12 protein-coding genes are annotated in these 16754 nt (G+C 46.2%); 8 read left to right on the top strand and 4 right to left on the bottom strand.

Annotated features, from left to right (window positions below; translation table 11 throughout):
* The first annotated feature begins 10 nt into the window (after positions 1-10).
* The gene (locus FCL46_RS11450; protein ID WP_167505919.1) at positions 11-1153 is read left to right on the top strand and encodes a BamA/TamA family outer membrane protein; all 1143 of its coding nucleotides are present in this window, start codon (positions 11-13) and stop codon (positions 1151-1153) included.
* Here the strand turns inward: FCL46_RS11450 and FCL46_RS11445 are convergent.
* Entirely contained in the window at positions 1126-2031 is a 906-nt protein-coding gene (locus tag FCL46_RS11445) for a fumarylacetoacetate hydrolase family protein (protein ID WP_167505918.1), read from the bottom strand. The two genes, FCL46_RS11450 and FCL46_RS11445, sit on opposite strands and share 28 nt — an antisense overlap.
* A gap of 493 nt (positions 2032-2524) precedes the next feature.
* Here FCL46_RS11445 and FCL46_RS11440 point away from each other — a divergent pair, with 493 nt between their 5' ends.
* Positions 2525-3814, top strand: coding sequence for an alpha/beta hydrolase (locus FCL46_RS11440; RefSeq protein WP_136808258.1), 1290 nt, complete (start codon positions 2525-2527; stop codon positions 3812-3814).
* A gap of 28 nt (positions 3815-3842) precedes the next feature.
* On the opposite strand, the gene FCL46_RS11435 is transcribed toward FCL46_RS11440, so the two are convergent.
* Positions 3843-4655, bottom strand: a complete 813-nt coding sequence (locus FCL46_RS11435) for a lipase family protein (protein WP_217909617.1) — start codon at positions 4653-4655, stop codon at positions 3843-3845.
* Between the two features lie 929 nt (positions 4656-5584).
* Here FCL46_RS11435 and FCL46_RS11430 point away from each other — a divergent pair.
* The 4 genes from FCL46_RS11430 to FCL46_RS11415 all read left to right on the top strand — a co-directional run bounded on the left by FCL46_RS11430 (position 5585) and on the right by FCL46_RS11415 (position 11075).
* A complete protein-coding gene (locus FCL46_RS11430; RefSeq protein ID WP_136808257.1) occupies positions 5585-6262 on the top strand; it encodes a TetR/AcrR family transcriptional regulator in 678 nt (225 codons plus the stop codon).
* A 104-nt stretch (positions 6263-6366) separates the two neighbouring features.
* Positions 6367-7935 carry a DUF1254 domain-containing protein gene (locus FCL46_RS11425; protein WP_136808256.1) on the top strand — a complete coding sequence of 523 codons (1569 nt, stop codon included), beginning with the start codon at positions 6367-6369 and terminating at the stop codon, positions 7933-7935.
* Positions 7936-7969: 34 nt separating this feature from the next.
* Positions 7970-9004, top strand: coding sequence for a DUF1214 domain-containing protein (locus FCL46_RS11420; protein WP_217909616.1), 1035 nt, complete (start codon positions 7970-7972; stop codon positions 9002-9004).
* Positions 9005-9551: 547 nt separating this feature from the next.
* Positions 9552-11075, top strand: a complete 1524-nt coding sequence (locus FCL46_RS11415) for an esterase/lipase family protein (protein ID WP_136808255.1) — start codon at positions 9552-9554, stop codon at positions 11073-11075.
* Between the two features lie 258 nt (positions 11076-11333).
* Here the strand turns inward: FCL46_RS11415 and FCL46_RS11410 are convergent, their stop codons facing one another.
* On the bottom strand, positions 11334-11642 hold the full coding sequence (locus tag FCL46_RS11410; RefSeq protein WP_136808254.1) for a hypothetical protein: 309 nt from the start codon (positions 11640-11642) through the stop codon (positions 11334-11336).
* Between the two features lie 989 nt (positions 11643-12631).
* Here FCL46_RS11410 and FCL46_RS11405 point away from each other — a divergent pair.
* Entirely contained in the window at positions 12632-13465 is an 834-nt protein-coding gene (locus FCL46_RS11405; RefSeq protein WP_136808253.1) for a hypothetical protein, read from the top strand.
* Positions 13466-13533: 68 nt separating this feature from the next.
* Complete coding sequence (locus tag FCL46_RS11400; RefSeq protein ID WP_136808252.1) at positions 13534-15303, top strand: arylsulfatase; 1770 nt, start codon at positions 13534-13536, stop codon at positions 15301-15303.
* A 273-nt stretch (positions 15304-15576) separates the two neighbouring features.
* On the opposite strand, the gene FCL46_RS27975 is transcribed toward FCL46_RS11400, so the two are convergent.
* Positions 15577-16263 (bottom strand): tyrosine-type recombinase/integrase, encoded by a 687-nt coding sequence (locus FCL46_RS27975; RefSeq protein WP_167505916.1) that lies wholly within the window; start codon positions 16261-16263, stop codon positions 15577-15579.
* Between the last annotated feature and the right edge of the window lie 491 nt (positions 16264-16754).

Below are 16754 nucleotides of genomic sequence, written 5' to 3'. Positions count from 1 at the left end.
AAGGGATTTTATGACGACTTTTAACAAAGTGGTGTTTGGTTCTGTTATCATGACTCTTTTTGCTTCATCAGTAATTGCCGAAGAACAGAAAAAGGAGTTTCTTCGTTATCCACTCGGTAAAGACGGTAATTATGTATTGTCACCTGTGATCGGACCAATGTATACGCCGGAGATGGAGTTTGGTCTGGCACTTGGCGGTTTACTTACCTTTTCTACAGATCCCAAAAAAGAAGACCTGCCGAGATCATCGTTTTCTGCATTTTTCATTTATAGTACTAATGGTTCGATGACGGTCAGCTCATTTCTCGATTCATTTTGGCTTGACGATAATCTTCGGGTCAATTTTGAACAGTGGTTTAAGGATATGCCGGATAACTACTGGGGCGTAGGGTATGATAATGGTGTGAACGTGGATGACGGACCTGCGACGACCGAATATGATCGTACCTGGTTTCAGTTTAAGCCGGTTGTGCTGTTTCGCGCATTCGGAGATCTTTTTGCTGGTGTGAATTTTGATTTCAATCACACTGGCTCTGAGGATGAGGCAGAGGGGATGCTCAATGATGCTACATTTCAGGAATTTGGTGAAGATAACACGAATATCGGTGTTGGCCTGGTATTGTCATACGACACACGTGATGTGACCGTTAATGCCTGGAATGGTATTTATCTGAATTTTTCAACAACGCATTACCTTGATGCTATTGGCAGCGACAACGAATATGACGTAGTTGAGGTTGATTACCGGCAATATAAACAATTATGGAGGGAAGGTACTACCCTGACCTGGAATATTTCATCACGCTATAGCGAGGGCGATGTGCCATGGGCAGAGATGTCTCAAGTTGGCAGTCCTTTTGATCTTAGAGGATATACCTGGGGGCGTTTTCGGGATAAGACAATGCTCTACGGATTGCTCGAGTACAGGCACCAGTTTCTCACCTCCAGTGGTGAATTGAGTCGTCATGGAATGGCTGGCTGGGTCGGGATGGGATTTATAGGCGAAGACTATGGAGATTTTTCCGGAAATGACCTGCCTAATGCGGGCATTGGTTATAGGTTTGAATTGCAGAAACGTATGAATCTCAGGGTTGATCTTGGCGTAGGTCGTGATAATGCCGGTTTTTACCTGAGTATTAATGAAGCATTTTGAACTGTGAATGACAATTGTCCGAGTGGTCCTGCGGAGTAGATGACGATATCGCCGGGCTTTAGAAAATCCTCATTATCTTTGTTGCTTTCCATGACGGATTTCATAAGGGTCATGCGGTTAATACCGAGTATTTTTGCTAGTGTACGCTTCCAGCCGGGTGCCTGAAAGGCTACGCCGGGTGGAGTACCTGACATTATTACCGTTCCTGCAGCGAGAGGGTCGTCAGGAAACGCTTCTGCTACGAACCTAACCATCTGGTACGGTGAGTAGACCTGGTCTGAGGTATTGCCGCTTTGCCTGAGTTTGCCATTGACATATGTCTCTAACTGCACGTGTAGAGAGCCATTTTGCTGGAAATCACCCGGTATCCACATTTTGCTGCCAACAACACTGAAGCCATTGAAGCTCTTCGCTGCTCCCCAGTATGAAAACATATCAGCCTGCCCCTCGCCAAGCACCATAAAGCTACGCGAGGTGAAGTCTCCTGCAAGCACAAAGCCGAGTCGTGGCATATAGGTGATATCCTGAGATCGTTTCCGTTCATAGGGTTCAAGAAGAACAATTCCGAGCTCAACTTCGTAATCGAGAAGAGGATTGATTTGAGGGAATTTGATCTTAAGCAGGTTACTTAAACCGGTTTCGAGGTTCTCAGCTGCTTGAAGGAATTGGGTACGGTCAGGGTAGGGAAGAATCTCGCTCGTGTTCAGAGAAGAGATTGATTTTTTAAATATCGGCGGGATCGCATCCGGGTCCCATGTGCTGCCGGTTTCCTCAATATGCTTAACATAGCTTAGACCGACACCGTAAATTGCACTGATCGATTCTGATTCGAGTAAAGCCCACGTTCCGTTGTCATCTGCACGAAATTGCTTACCCATAAAAGGTTCTGGATCGCTGCAACCAGAAAAAAGCAGAAATACTGGTAGCAATACAATGAGACAGCGCCGGGAGTTCAAGAAGTTGAAGTTAACGTGTGTAGTCATGGTTTGCTAAATAGAATCCGATGAAGTTGAAGTCTCTGACTTTGAATCAGATTGAAGTCTATACGATGTGAAAAGGCTAAGTCAAATGGTGGTTAGGTATCTGGTGCCAGATGCCATTCGGCGTAAAACTCAAACGGATTGTATTTGAATGCGAAAATACGACTGACACATGTGAGGTGCAACATGAGTTATTCTGACAGTTGTGGTTGGACTTTTACGGGGTAATTGTAAAACCTTACCTCCGGGTATTACGGGTATCTGTAGCCAATCTTCTGAGATTACGATACAATCCATTTATTAGTTATGTTAAAAAACGAACGGTTGTCAGGAATTTTGACAGGTTTTATATTCAACGGATACTCATTTCGAAAACAGGCCTATTTTAACAATGCGATCAAATCCAAAACACAATCTCTATCGTTTTTTTTCCATAAGCGTAATGGTTTCTATCATTCTTGTATGTCTAACAGGGTGCCAGAAAAAGGTCTACCTCATGCCTACTCCTGTTCTCTGGACAACAGGAGAGCATGATCCTTTTCAGGCTAATCCTGTGCTTGAAGAGAGTAATCGTGTGCCTGTGTATTATGCAACAAACCGTTTCCCTCTTGGGCAGGATGATATGGTTGCATATACCATTTTCGGAGACAGGGGGTTAAGGCTTGGTGTTGCAGATTTCAGAATTGGACAAGATGTAAACTGGGATCTCATTTACAGTCTGTCTACCTCATGGGATGAAAACGAACGACCGGTCCTTCTGCTTGATGAGATTAAAGAGTTTGCTAAAATTCAAGAAGATGGGAGCTATACAGATCTACCGCAAGCAGTATTAGATTTTTTTGAAGGAATAAATACAGCCTTATCCGAGAGTCTGGATAAGGACATAATGATCTATGTGCACGGAGCTAACAGCAGTGTTTATAGAGCAAGCGCCCAGGCAGCTCAATATCGGCACTTCACAGGGAGGAATTCAGTTGTTATTGCATTCCTGTGGCCATCGGCAGAGAGCTTACTGAAATACGAAACAGATGTTCGACATGCTGCCAAGACAGCACCTGTATTTGCCAATTTTATCGAACTGCTGTCAAGGCATACGAATGCCAGAAACATTAACATCCTCTCTTACAGTGCCGGTGCACAGATTGTCAGCCCAGCCCTGCAACAACTTGCAATGCGTTCGACGGATGAGCTGAATCTCGGAGAACTGTATTTTGCAGCACCGGATCTTGATTACACCGCGTTTATTGACGATATCTGGGATTATATAGATCGGGTAAAGAGTATAACATTGGCACTTAACAGAAAAGACAGAGTTTTGGCCTACGCTGAAGGGCATCACAAAAAAGCTCGTCTGGGGCTTCCACGTTCGAAAGAATTGAATGGGGAGCAAAAACAGTTGGCAACCAGTATTACCTGGATGCCAAAATTTACAGTATTGCTGGTTGATAGCGAGTTTATGCCACTCAAGAATCCGCGAACTCATGACTTCTGGTATACACATCCATGGGTCAGCAGTGATGTGCTTATTCAGTTTCTACTACACGCAGGACCGGCAGAGAGGGGGTTGCAAAAATTTGAGACGGAGGAGGGCGTAGAGTTCTGGAGTTTTCCAGTGGATTATTCGGAACGTATTGCTTCTACCGTAAGGAAATTGTTGTATGAGGAGTTGCAAAAACAATAATGTACCAAAATTTGTTGAAAGAGAGCGTTCATTGAATTGGTATGTCAGTAGAGAGTTCCATCTTGTGTAGAAACCTGCCATGACGCAGGAAGTGTAATGTTTGCTGAATTACCTCCTCTTGCTTCATGATAAACGTATGGTTATGCGGCACTACCAGAAAGTCCTGCATCCCTGCAAGTTTTGCTCTTTCTACCGAGATCTTTCCGTCATTTTCCCCTGGGATCATTCTACTGAGCCATCCATCGAAAAAGGTATGTCTGTTTCCGGTGATTATACCAACTGGATAATAGACCTCTCCCAATTGGTGTACAATGCTCTCAGGACCAGTGCCAAGTTGCTGACCAGAAGGCCCGAAGAGCATTTCATACCAAGTTGAGTCAGCCAGATTATCAACAACTTCACTTCCCTGATTAGGAGGAGAGAGCATCACAACTCTTCCCAGGTTATCAATACTTGTCTGATTGAGATAATATCGGGTGAGTATTCCTCCCATTGAGTGCGTCACAAAATGTATTGTGTTCACAGTGTCTCCACACTTCGATATAGCTTCCGGAATAACTTTCATGGCGAGATATTCGACTGGATATTTTCGGGAAGAATATGAGGTGTGTGCCACAGTATAGCCATTTGCAGCAAGAGCTTTCGACATCCTGCTCATAGAGTGTGCACTGCGGCCAAGTCCATGAAGAACTATAACGCACTCATCACGCTGTAATTTCGGATCTGCTTGTAAAAGGGTATTTTTCATGGTGCAGGATGTTATGAAAATGAAAAAGAACACACCCATTCCAATGGTTGTAGTTCTACCAGAACGACCTAAGAAATATGGAAATAATGGCATAGATTTTTCTTCTCAGAATTGCACAGAGGGCCAAGCTCGTATCGGGAAGAACGCACCAACCTGTTAGTATAGTACATTTATTGTCAAGCTCGACAGAAATCTCGTCAACAGGTGATTCTATTTTGCAACAGTATACGGAATTATCCCAGAAAAACTGATTCTATTTGTTATGATTCGTATAAATAGTCCGGAAGTCCGTGTACAGGGAAGAACTGCCAGGCCTGCCGTAAGAAATTTCATGGATCTGTTGAAGTTGAGATAATTTTTCAAAGAGCAGCATGTCGCTGCATGGACTGATCTTCGGTAATCTTTGTATACATTTGGGAAAAATACAAATGAGTGACCCATTCAATGTTCTCAATTTTTAAAGTAAATTTTCAAATGGCGCACAATGTTCATGAGAAATTCAGGCTATGTCCGTGATGCCTGGGTTATAGACGCAGTAGATATCAGAAATATTCTGGTTAACAGGATTCAGATTAAGCCCAGGAGGCTGTCCGAGAATAAGGGTTTTGGTCAAAATCGAGATGTTTTTAAAAAATAAGCACAGCCATATAGATGATATCGAAGTCTCATTTCATTCGCTTATCTGTGAGCATTATTTTTTGTAAATTCCGAAGAGTTTGAGAAAAAGCCATTCTCGGATAGGCTCCTAGGAGGGTGTCCGACAATAAAAATTTTCGCTCAGATCGAGGCAAACTCGAAAAATTACCGCAGGCATATAGTTAATATCCCGAGGATAATTTTTCGAGTTTAACGAAGATATGAGCGGAAAGAGCATTGTCGGACAGTCTCCCAGGCGACCAGTTCGTAATCCGTGCTTTTATATTCGTTTCTTACCTTAGTTAAGCTATCGGAAAAAACAGGTATGCTGAATAGAGACACATAAATTTGACAAACTGACACCGTGTCAAATACACTCTAATATTATGTCTGAAAACAGAAAATCATCCTCACCATTACGAGTCAATCCACATGCGGTTCTCAAAATCGCTAAATCTGAGCGTACCCGTGCTGCGATTCTCAATTCAGCTTTGGATTTCATCTGGACACATTCGTTTCGCGACATGACTGTTAAATCACTCATGGCTTCAACTGGAGCAGGCCGCTCTGCATTTTATCAATACTTCAGAGATCTCCACCATTTGATGGAGAGCATACTGGTCATGCTGAAAGAAGAGATCTTCAACGCCGCAGAACCGTGGGTTGCAGGTACAGGTGACCCTGTTGCTCTAATTGATGAGGCAATCAGAGGGTTGGTGGAGATTGCGTACGAACGTGGCCCGATTTACCGGGCATTTACTGATGCCGCCGCAACCGATGGCCACTCAGAGACAGCATGGAATACATTTCTTAATGGATTTGATAATGCCGCGACTGCCCGCATAGAGGCCGACCAGGAACAAGGGCTGATTCGGAGTTTTGATGCCCGTCCTGTTGCAATTGCCCTTAATCGTCTTGATACCTATACACTTATCGAAGCGTTTGGCCAGCACCCCAGGCGTAAGCCAGAACCTGTCCGGGTGGCTTTGAGTCATATCTGGGTTTCAACCCTATATGGTAGTGAGTGGCTCGGTAGTAAATCCTCAAGTCTTGTAAGGAAGTAAATTGAAGAAAAAGTAAAAGACAGTATCTCATTCATTGAAATCCGAAAGTTTTCTGCTGACTACGCTCCAAGAAAAAAGAGCCAAAGCAAGAAGGAGAGAGAACAATGAAGAAAAAGGTCCGGATTCTATGCTCGCTGTTTCTATCGAGTCTTCTATTACTCGGCAGCAGCGCTGCATCTCATGCTCGGAACACCCCAGGTTTCAACAACAAGATACCAGAGTCCATTCTTACCCCCGACCATGTAAAGACGCCGATCGGAGAGCTGAACTTCTTCGATGGCATGCCGGATAAGGCAACAGTAGAAATGCTCTATGACAACTTACTTTTCATGCGCGGGGTCGAGGTCTTCCTGAGCGGCATTCCTGCCACGTCCATCGAGGCGATTCGTCTAGGTAATGCCGAAGTCGGAGCGAAGCGCGCCAACCATGTCGTCATCTTCGATAAGTTGATGGACTCAGATCCGCTTTTCCTCACCGGAAACACGGATACAGTTTACGCGACAGGCATCCTTGAGTTGGATCGGGATGGGCCGACGGTCATTGTGATCCCCCCAAAGTGTGGCCCGGGAACCCTGGATGACGCGTGGCAACGCTTCGTAGTCGATATGGGAGCCCCCGGTCTCGATAAGGGAAAAGGTGGAAAATACCTTATCCTGCCACCTGATTACGAAGGGGATCTTAATCCAACCGTCGGAGGTGAGTTTGCTGAGGTGGACGGCGAGGAATACATTGTGGCTAAGTCGCCCACCTACGTGAACTGGCTGGTCCTTCGTGGATTCCTCGTAGACGGCAAGCCGGATGCCGCCAATGCCATGTTCAAGAACGGCTTGAAGATCTACCCGCTCAAAGACAAGAAAGACCCACCAAAGATGAAGTTCATCAGCGGTTCTGAAGTTCCTTTCAATACTATCCACGCCAATGACTTCCAGTTCTACGAGGAGCTCAACCACATCATTCAACGCGAGCCCCTTTCGCTGATTGACCTGGAGCTGCGCGGATTGATCGCTTCCATTGGGATCCAAAAAGGAAAGCCGTTCAAGCCGGATGCGCGGATAAAGGAACTGCTCACCAAGGCAGTTGCCGTAGGGAACGCCACTGCGCGTGCTATCTTCTTCCGCCCGATGAAAGAAGCATTCCTCTATGAAGACAGTGGTTGGTTTGCCGCGTTCGTCGGGGGCAGCCACGAGTGGTTGAAGGACAAAGGCCAGGGAGGCCGATATCTCGACGCACGAACCCTCTGCTTCTATATGGGAACGGTCAACACTCCGGCGATGGTCAACAAGATGGTGGGAGCTGGTTCGCAGTACGCGATTATTGCCGTCGATAAAGACAGCGAATATCTTGATGGCGGTAAGAACTACAAAATGAATATCCCCGCCAATGTTCCTGCCAAGGACTTCTGGTCGATAGTGGTGTATGACCCGCAAACCCGCTCGCAGTTGCAGACGGGTCAGCCGTTCCCCGCCAAAAACAATAAGCGGCATAAACTGGATATTAACAAGGACGGTTCGGTGGATCTCTACTTCGGGGCGAAAGCACCCGAGGGCAAGGAGGCGAACTGGATCCAGACGGTGCCCGGAAAAGGCTGGTTCGCGGCCCTGCGCCTCTATGGGCCGCTGGAGCCATGGTTTGACAAAACCTGGCGACCGGGTGACATCGAATTGGTTAAGTGAGTTCAAAATAACAACAATAGAGAGCAAGCCAGACATGAAGACAACATTAATAATGCAGCGAACCCTGAAGGCCTTGTTGATAACAGGTATTTTAATTTTGACCCTGGCGAGAGCTCAAGCCGCGGAGCCTCCTAAAGTCACCGCCGATAACTACGTCCGTGCCGAATCGGACATCCAGATGAAAGGCTATATTGAGAGCTACAACTGCTTTGGCAAGTTCCACCATAACCGGAAGCCCTATGACGTAAACAACCAGATTACCATCAGGGGTAACCGGGATACGCTGTATTCATTCGGCGTGTGGGATCTGAAGTCCCCGGTCACGATCACACTTCCGGAAACCGGTGGGCGCTATCAATCCTTGATGGTCGTAAGTCAGGACCATTCGATCTGGAGTTTCTACGGTCCGAGGACAGGTACTCTGACAGAAGAGAAGGTAGGCACCAGATATGTGCTCCTTGCCCTTCGGACTTTTATGGACCCCAATGATGAGCAAGATATGCAAGAAGCATATCGGCTTCAGGATGCGATTGTTGTCGAGCAGACCGATATCGGAAAGTTCGAAGTGCCCGATTGGAAGAAGGAAGAAGTTGAACATATGCGGAACACGATCAACGTGGTCGGTGCCATGGTCACGGACAGCTCTAAGTTTTTCGGCAAGAAAGAGGAATTGGACCCGGTCTACTGGTTACTGGGTGCGGCACTTGGCTGGGGCGGGTTGCCAGCAGACGCCGCGACTTATGGAAACGTCGTCCCCGAAAAGAACGATGGCAAGACCCCTTACACCCTAACCGTGACGGATGTACCGGTGTACGGCTTCTGGTCTGTGACTCTCTATGACGACAAGGGGCTTATGCCCATAAACGAATACAACGCCTATTCCTTCAACAATGTTACTGCCAAGAAGGCAAAAGATGGAAGTATCACCATCCACTTTGGCGGTGATCCCGATGCGGACAACTTCCTGCCGGTCGTTCCGGGATGGAATTACATCGTCAGGATGTATCAGCCAGGGCCTGAGATCCTGAAGGGAACCTGGACATTTCCAGATGCTCAAGCCGTTGAATAGAACATGTATGCACGACCTGTGCAAAACAAGGATTCGAGGGTTAAATCGAAAGAACCTGGAGCCTGCCTATACACCAGGCTTTGTCCTTTACCGAAATGAAGAAGAGAAGCCTCAACAACCAGAGGGCCAAAGCTGCAGACAATGCCAGTGAATTCTCGCGACTGATTCGTGTGGGGGTGCCTGGAATGGAGCCTTAAGCATGTACTTTTCAAAGATGATTGTCCGCTTCGGCTTGTTTCTCTCGGTAGCCATCCTGTTGGCAAGTTGTGCAACACCAATTGGTATTAAACAGGTTTCGCCGCGCGATTCGTATAGGGAGTTAATGGCCAATCCCCTCACTGAGGGAGTAGCCAGCAATGCGACGAACATTGTGCTTCTCCGCTTCAACCTTGTCGAGGAATACGAGAATGACCCAGCCGCAGTTGTCGCATATCTTCACGACAAGGCGCTGCATGACGCTCGGCGGGATACCCTATACGCCCTGGCGGAACTCTCCTATCTCTATGGTGAGCGCCTCGAGAAGAGTGTGCCGGTGGCCGAGCAGGCGTTGGCGCCCGATTACTTTCTCCTTGCATCAATATATGCCTATTCCTTTCTACTTGATGACCGTAGCGAGCCAGTGCTCAACGCTTTCGATATTCGCGCCCGTACGGCCTGCGACCTGTACAATTTCGGCTTGTGGCGGGGGATGGCAACCGGCAATAAGGGGGCCCTTGACCTAACTGCGGCTGTACGTAAGTTGCCTGTCGGTACTCTGGCCATCACGGTTGATCTGACTAACTATCCATGGAAGTTGGAGGCGTTTGAGCAATTCGAGCCGGTGGACAAATATGCGATACGCGGCATTTCCATTCGTAACCGCTCAAAGGGGGTGGGCAGCGCCCTTATTGGAGTGAAGAAGGCAAGCCAGGATGCTCATTTTCCCCAGGCCGTGCCTACGACCATTTTTCTGCGCATCAACGCCAGCCTGGTCGAGTTGACAGCGGGGACGGCAACCGCATCCCTGGAATTCTATTCGGCCTACGACGATAATCTTCTGGTAGTCAAAGACCGCCACCCTCCTCTCGAGACAGACACCACCACACCTACTGCCTACGTGCTTGAGACTTCGAAGGTCTGGGGTTTCGGCCTGGGTGCATTTTGGGGCAAGGAATTCGAGTCTATTCCCAATGGCCTGTATTTGACCCAGCCCTATAGGCCAGGCCGCATTCCTGTGGTCTTTGTCCATGGCACCTTCAGCAACCCGGCCTGGTGGGCGGAGATGCTCAACACCCTCCGTGGTGATCCCATTCTTCGGCAAAAGTTCCAGTTCTGGGCCTTCCTTTATAACAGTAGTGCCCCGATTGTTGCCTCGGCCGCAGATTTGCGCGATGCCCTTCGGAACAAAATCGCTCAGCTCGATCCTGAAGGGAAAGACCCGGCACTCCGGGAGATGGTGGTTGTCGGTCACAGCCAGGGGGGGCTCCTGACCAAACTGACAGTGGTCGATTCAGGTAACAGTCTAGTTCTTGCACTGACTGGGAAAGATCTCGATTCTCTGAGACTGACAGAGGATAATAAGGCCGAGGCCCGCCGACTCCTTGTGGTTGAACCGTTACCAGAAGTCAAACGGGTTGTCTTTATTTCCACCCCTCACAGGGGGAGTATCCTCAGTAAACAGTGGGTGCGAACCCTGTTGAGAAAAATCGTAACCCTGCCGATAAAAATTGTCCAGACAACTCTCAGCCTAGGCGACTACTTCACCGATGATGTGAAAAAAATGATCGGCAACAGTAGGAGCGCAACCAGCATCGACGGCATGTCACCGGACAATCCGGTTCTAAAGACGCTGGCTGACACTCCGCTGGCACTCGGGGTGGTAGGTCATTCGATTATCGCGGTTAAAGGAGATGGTGATCCAAAACTTGGCGATGATGGTGTTGTTGCCTACACCAGTGCCCATCTCGAAGGGATGGGGTCGGAATTCATCGTTCGCTCCGGGCACTCCTCTCAGGGACACCCGTTCACCATAGAAGAAGTGCGTCGCATTTTGCTTGAACATCTTGGCAGGCAGGCAACGTTAACACAATGATGGTTGGAAGCTGGTCGGGCATGTAACGGTTCAATAAGGATTTCCACTCATCTTAGCTGCAAACTCAGCTCGTGCCTGTTCCTTGTTATCACAATGTTTGTTACTGCCTCAGCTTATTTGTGCGCAACCCGAAGCTGAAATCAAGGACATTGAACAATCCACCTCCTTCGGGTTAGAAGAAACGGCTGCTTTAGTGGTTAACGCATTGAGGCGTTGAGGGGCTGAGTGGCGGGGGGCTACTATTCGAGGATAATCAAATTAGTGTTCGGGCGACCAGTTGGTAATCCGTGCTTTTAAAAGTATAATCAGCTCTCGTTTATTTGAAGTTTTCTCTTCATACCCGAAGAGGTATTTCACCAGAGGAATATCACCTAAAACAGGGGCAAACTCACCTGTTGTATCGTCTGTGTTACTGATAAGGCAGCCAATGACGAGAACCTCACCGCTTTTCATGCGCACAGTTGTGCTCATCTCCAGCACATTAGCCAAAGGAAAACCGACCTGGCCGCCATCCGACCAAACAGTGAGATATTCGATTGGTGTTTCATGTTCGGATGTTACTGCCACGATTCATTGCTTTGGGCAGACCACATGAATACGCTAAAAATTATGATTTAATATCTAAAAAATTGTGTTTTCAAAGCTTAGAATGCTCTTTTGGGTATCAAAAAGAGTCCTGTAAGGAGTTTGAGGCTCTCTCAAGATTGTCGATACATTTTCTGATACGATTGAACGTCCCGGTATTCCACCTGCCAGTTTTTGCTGTATATCCTGTATGAAATGTTCAGTAGCTATAGCATCAGACTCACTTCAGAAACATTGTCGTCTTGATACATCATTCAGAAGTTCATGATCAACTCATTCACGATGTTGTTGCCTGAAAATGTGCTATCACTTTCCTTAGAGACCTCTAGTTGCCAATAAAAAGAGCATTCTATGGCCCCCCAAAGACCACTTCTTGAAACGGATGTACTGGTAATTTAAATAGTTGTCAGGTTGAAATATGCACAGAAACGGCAAATTGGGTCTTGGTGACTAGGGTCACTTTAATGATGGAATGTCGGTATATTTCACCGCAATTGTATGCTCCGGTGCTGTTGGTGTATGTGTTACATAGCACAACTATTCGCGACATAACACCAACAGCACAGGAGTGAAAAAAGACAAGCAAGATGCTGACAGATTAGCGTTGACGGGACACAAGTGCTTCTTACATTTTTTTGGGAAGTTGGGAAGTTGGGAAGTTGGGAAGTTGGGAAGTTGGGAAGTTGGGAAGTTGGGAAGTTGGGAAGGGGGGGGGTGTCGGTATGATCAGAAAGTATCTTTGACTGAGGATGTACCGGAATAGTAATAACTTGCATATTCTCTTAGAAGGTTAACACTGCCAAGACAAGGCTCTACCATCATGATATCGTGAGTCCCTGTGACTCGACCATAGTAAATGCTTATGGATCAAAACTTCATACCCTTGCCTTACTGTGATACACTAAAGTCTAAAATCCACTAATACTTTTTTATTTTGAATGAGACACATCCAATATTATTGGGAGGTGGTCGTGAAGCTTTGTTACTTTTTAAATGTGGGACTTCTACTATCAAGTCACGCTTTGAAACGAATTGGAAAATCAACTTTAACCACAATAGTGCTACTCACAATCTTATGCCTGCCTGCTTATGCCGATGGCTCCGATGTAGCCAATGATTCATGGCGTTTTACCCTGATAGGTTATCTTCATCTGGCTGGGATAAATGGTGATGTAACGGTCAAGGGGGAAACGATCGAGGTGAACGAGAGCTTTAGCGACCTTATCGAAAATGCTGATTTCGGCGGCTCGTTTCACCTTGAGGCAAGAAAAGGGAAATGGGGCGTGTTTGTTGATCCGATGTACATGAAAATGTCTGCGGATGAAGAAGCAGGCCCATTAAATGTTGGGATCGAAGTTGAACAGTGGTTGGTTGAAGTAGGCGGGATATATGAAATTTCGAACTGGTCTTTAGGTAACACTGGAGATCGCTTAGCCAAAATCGATCTTTTGGCCGGTGGACGATATTTTTCTTTAGAAATCGACATGGACTTCAACTTGTTACCTGAAGTGAACGGGAAAGGAGACTGGGTCGATCCATTTGTCGGGATTCGTTTCCAAGCAGATCTGACCAATAAAGTTAAACTCTTATTGAGAGGTGATATTGGAGGGTTTGGCATTGGCAGCGCACCAGATTTTGCTTGGAATGTACACACTGCATTAGGCTATGATTTATCTGAAAAGTCAACACTCTGGTTTGGTTATCGTGTGTTGGATGTGGACTACGAAGATGAAAGCGATGTTGGTCTGTTTGGGTGGGATATGACGACAAGCGGATTTGAAATCGGATATGCTTATCGTTTTTAAGAAAAAAATATCAGTAACGATTTCTCATTGTAAACAAGGAGTTCATTGCAGCTGAAGAGGGGAGGAAGATGAAAAATAGATCCTTAATGCTATCCATAACTGTAGCAGCCCTGTGTGTTTTATTGATAGCAAATCTCAATGCAAGTTCTACCTTTGCCCAAGCTCCTGACTCTTCAGAAAATAATAAATTGTTGGGTAAGTCTGTTCAGGCACGCAGCAAGAGCAATCAAAATAAAAGCTTCGCAGATAATCGACCGAATATCTTAGTCATTGTCGCAGATGATATGGGGTGGTCTGATATCGGCCCCTTTGGGGCAGAAATTCGCACACCCTCTTTGCAAAAACTTGCCGACAGCGGTCTTATGCTAACACAGTTTTACGTTAACCCCGCCTGTTCCCCGACTCGTTCATCTTTGATGACAGGGACAGACCATCACCTTACCGGCATGGGAACCAATGCAGAGATCCTTTCAGAGGAACAAAAAGAAAATCCTGAACCCGGGTATGAGGGCTACCTTAATGATAGAGTTGTATCAGTAGCGGATACACTGAATGATTCCGGATACCAGACCCTTATGACGGGCAAATGGCACCTCGGTCACGAAGAGGAACACTGGCCAGACAAAAGAGGCTTTCAGCGCTCATTCGCTCTTATGCAGGGAGGTGCAAGCCACTTTGGCGACGAAGCCTGGATGTGTAACAATTACTATCCCATCTATGCAGAAGATGGTGTACGAACACACACACCGGACGATTTTTATTCGTCCACTTTTTATGTAAGCAAAATGATCGATTACCTCGAGACGAGGGACACGACCAAACCTTTTTTTGGTTATGTTTCATTTACTGCACCGCATGACCCACTACATGTGCCTGACAATTGGATTGACAATTATAAAGGTCAATATGATATCGGTCCGGAGGCTGTCCGCAAACAACGGTTTGCCCGTCAGGTAAAAATGGGACTTTTTCCAACAGACACCAAAATCTGGCAAATCCCTAACCCCTCTGAAGCCTCCTCCCAACACGTACCGCAGTGGAATGATAGGCCTCAGGAAGTACGGGCATATTCAGCCCGTGTTATGGAGGTTTATGCTTCAATGATCGAGCTTTTGGATCAGGAGGTTGGCCGCCTTATCAATTACCTGAAAACAACAGGACAGTACGACAACACATACATTCTGTTCTTCTCGGATAACGGGGCTAACGGTGCCAGTATGGGTGCCTATCCGGACACAGGCGAGGCATGGGTAGCAAAGAATTCTGATAACCGCTATGAAAATATTGGTCGCAAAGGATCACGCAATGCCATAGGCTTTGAGTGGGCAATTACAGCTAACACACCTCTGCGTCTTATAAAGGGTACAATCGCTGAGGGTGGTATAAGATCACCGCTTATAGTAACCGGCCCAAGGATAGCCTCTGGAAAACGCTCTGATGCTTTAGTACATGTCATGGATATGGCCCCGACATTTCTAGAAATTGCCGATGCCACTCATCCCAAACAATACAAAGGGAGGGATGTATTGCCGATGCAGGGAAAATCAATGCTCTCTATCCTAAAGAATAGTAATAATGCATTTCGTTCTGAGAACGATACCATTGGGTGGGAACTCATTGGCTTACGAGCAATTCGCAAGGGTGATTGGAAAGCCACAAGGCTGATTCCACCTTTCGGTGATAGCAAATGGCAGCTATTCAACATGAAGGATGACCCCGGTGAGGCGATGGATGTTTCTTCAATGCACCAGGAAAAACTCCAAACATTGATCAAAGCATACGAGGATTATGAAAAACGAAACGGTGTTTTAGAAATTACCGTTGATATAGACATGTGATCTAAACTCAGACAGTTGTGATATGTTACGACAATGTTGACTAAACATATTAGATGCAAACTTAATATTTATCGTAACAAAATTTGAATACAAATTTCCCAGATAACCAGGTAGTTGCTCTATTGTGACATGAAAGGTTAGCTGATGTAAGGTTAACAAGGGAGAGGAGACCCGAAACTTTAGGTTTTTCCTGTTGCTCTCAACCTGGCAGTATTATTGATTACAGATGGGGAGGTTGGTCCTATTACCGCTCCCCATCAATTTTCTCGGGATTTAACCATAAAGTGTCTCGATCCACCTGATTGCTTCAGAATCATTCACCTTGCCCAGATACTTCTGTGTTGTCGACAAATCAGCATGCCGCAAAATCACTTTGCTGACAATTTCAATAGGAGTACCAGATCGGGAAGCATAGGTTGCAGCATGTCGCCTGAGATCATGAGGTCGTAATTCAATATCAACGAGCTTGCCTGCTTTCTTGACCATCGACCATGCTGCGACATAGGAAATCGGAAAAATTCTCTCACTGCTATTGTAATTATTGGCTCTCACGTAGTCGTTTAACCTTAGCAATAATTTCCGTGGAACATAAACTGTCTCCCCAACTCGACCGCTTTTCGGGTTCTGGACGGCCAGAGTTCTCTCCTGGATATCAGCTGGTTTGAGGTTTAGAACTTCTCCTATTCTCATCCCTCCCCTGGCCATTAGCTCAAGCATAATCCTGTTACGGATGTTCATGGTCCGGAAGATAATCTCATCGATCGTTTCTTTATCTATTATTTGCCATTGAATGGTTTGGGGGCGTTTGAAAATCTTTTTAATAACCGCAGTATTGCAGGGGTTCATCAGGGCGGGTAATGCGTTGTTGATGCTGAAGTTGTAGAAAGAAGAAAGAACAGAATAGCGGTTTCTCTTTGTCGCCTGTTTGTTGTTTTTGGTCAGGGATAGAAGAAACGCCATCACCTCTTCCGGTGAGATACTAGCGAAATCACGTTTAACAAACTGTGCAGTAAAACGGGAAAGAACAAACTCGCAGGTCTTAATGGTATTTTTTTTTGGAGTTAGCTCGGTGATACTGCAGATGGAAATCGACTGCTTGTGAAACTTTCATAGTGCACCTCCTGATAGAGTGAGTATTGGGCAGAAATTGCCACATTTAATGATACTCCAGATGCAGGGTTGATGTCAGGAGGAGGGGTGATGGGCTAACAGGAACTAACATCAATTCGTCCTGACAGACACTTGTTTTAGCTTGCAAATTGTAAGGTCCGATGATTGGTCGATGATCCTGTGTAATTTATAGCAGTATTCTGCGATTGTGTTGGGCAGATTATGAGAATCCCGTTTCTTATGCAGCAAAATTTAAGCTCTTCAGTGGATACTTCTGCCTAAAATTTGAAAGTATAGGGTAGGTACGAAAGCTTTGGCCCCAAATCTATCTAGTCGTAGAT

This window comes from Desulfosediminicola flagellatus (genome assembly GCF_005116655.2).
Lineage (GTDB): Bacteria > Desulfobacterota > Desulfobulbia > Desulfobulbales > Desulfocapsaceae > Desulfopila > Desulfopila flagellata.
Note: the sequence above shows the minus strand (reverse complement) of the source record. Positions and strands in the feature narration are given on the sequence as shown.

Coding starts and splice junctions, on each gene's coding strand:
- FCL46_RS11450 (WP_167505919.1), top strand. CDS start 11: ATGACGACTTTTAACAAAGTGGTGTTTGGTTCTGTTATCATGACTCTT.
- FCL46_RS11445 (WP_167505918.1), bottom strand. CDS start 2,031: ATGGGTAAGCAATTTCGTGCAGATGACAACGGAACGTGGGCTTTACTC.
- FCL46_RS11440 (WP_136808258.1), top strand. CDS start 2,525: ATGCGATCAAATCCAAAACACAATCTCTATCGTTTTTTTTCCATAAGC.
- FCL46_RS11435 (WP_217909617.1), bottom strand. CDS start 4,655: ATGCCATTATTTCCATATTTCTTAGGTCGTTCTGGTAGAACTACAACC.
- FCL46_RS11430 (WP_136808257.1), top strand. CDS start 5,585: ATGTCTGAAAACAGAAAATCATCCTCACCATTACGAGTCAATCCACAT.
- FCL46_RS11425 (WP_136808256.1), top strand. CDS start 6,367: ATGAAGAAAAAGGTCCGGATTCTATGCTCGCTGTTTCTATCGAGTCTT.
- FCL46_RS11420 (WP_217909616.1), top strand. CDS start 7,970: ATGAAGACAACATTAATAATGCAGCGAACCCTGAAGGCCTTGTTGATA.
- FCL46_RS11400 (WP_136808252.1), top strand. CDS start 13,534: ATGAAAAATAGATCCTTAATGCTATCCATAACTGTAGCAGCCCTGTGT.
- FCL46_RS27975 (WP_167505916.1), bottom strand. CDS start 16,263: ATGGCGTTTCTTCTATCCCTGACCAAAAACAACAAACAGGCGACAAAG.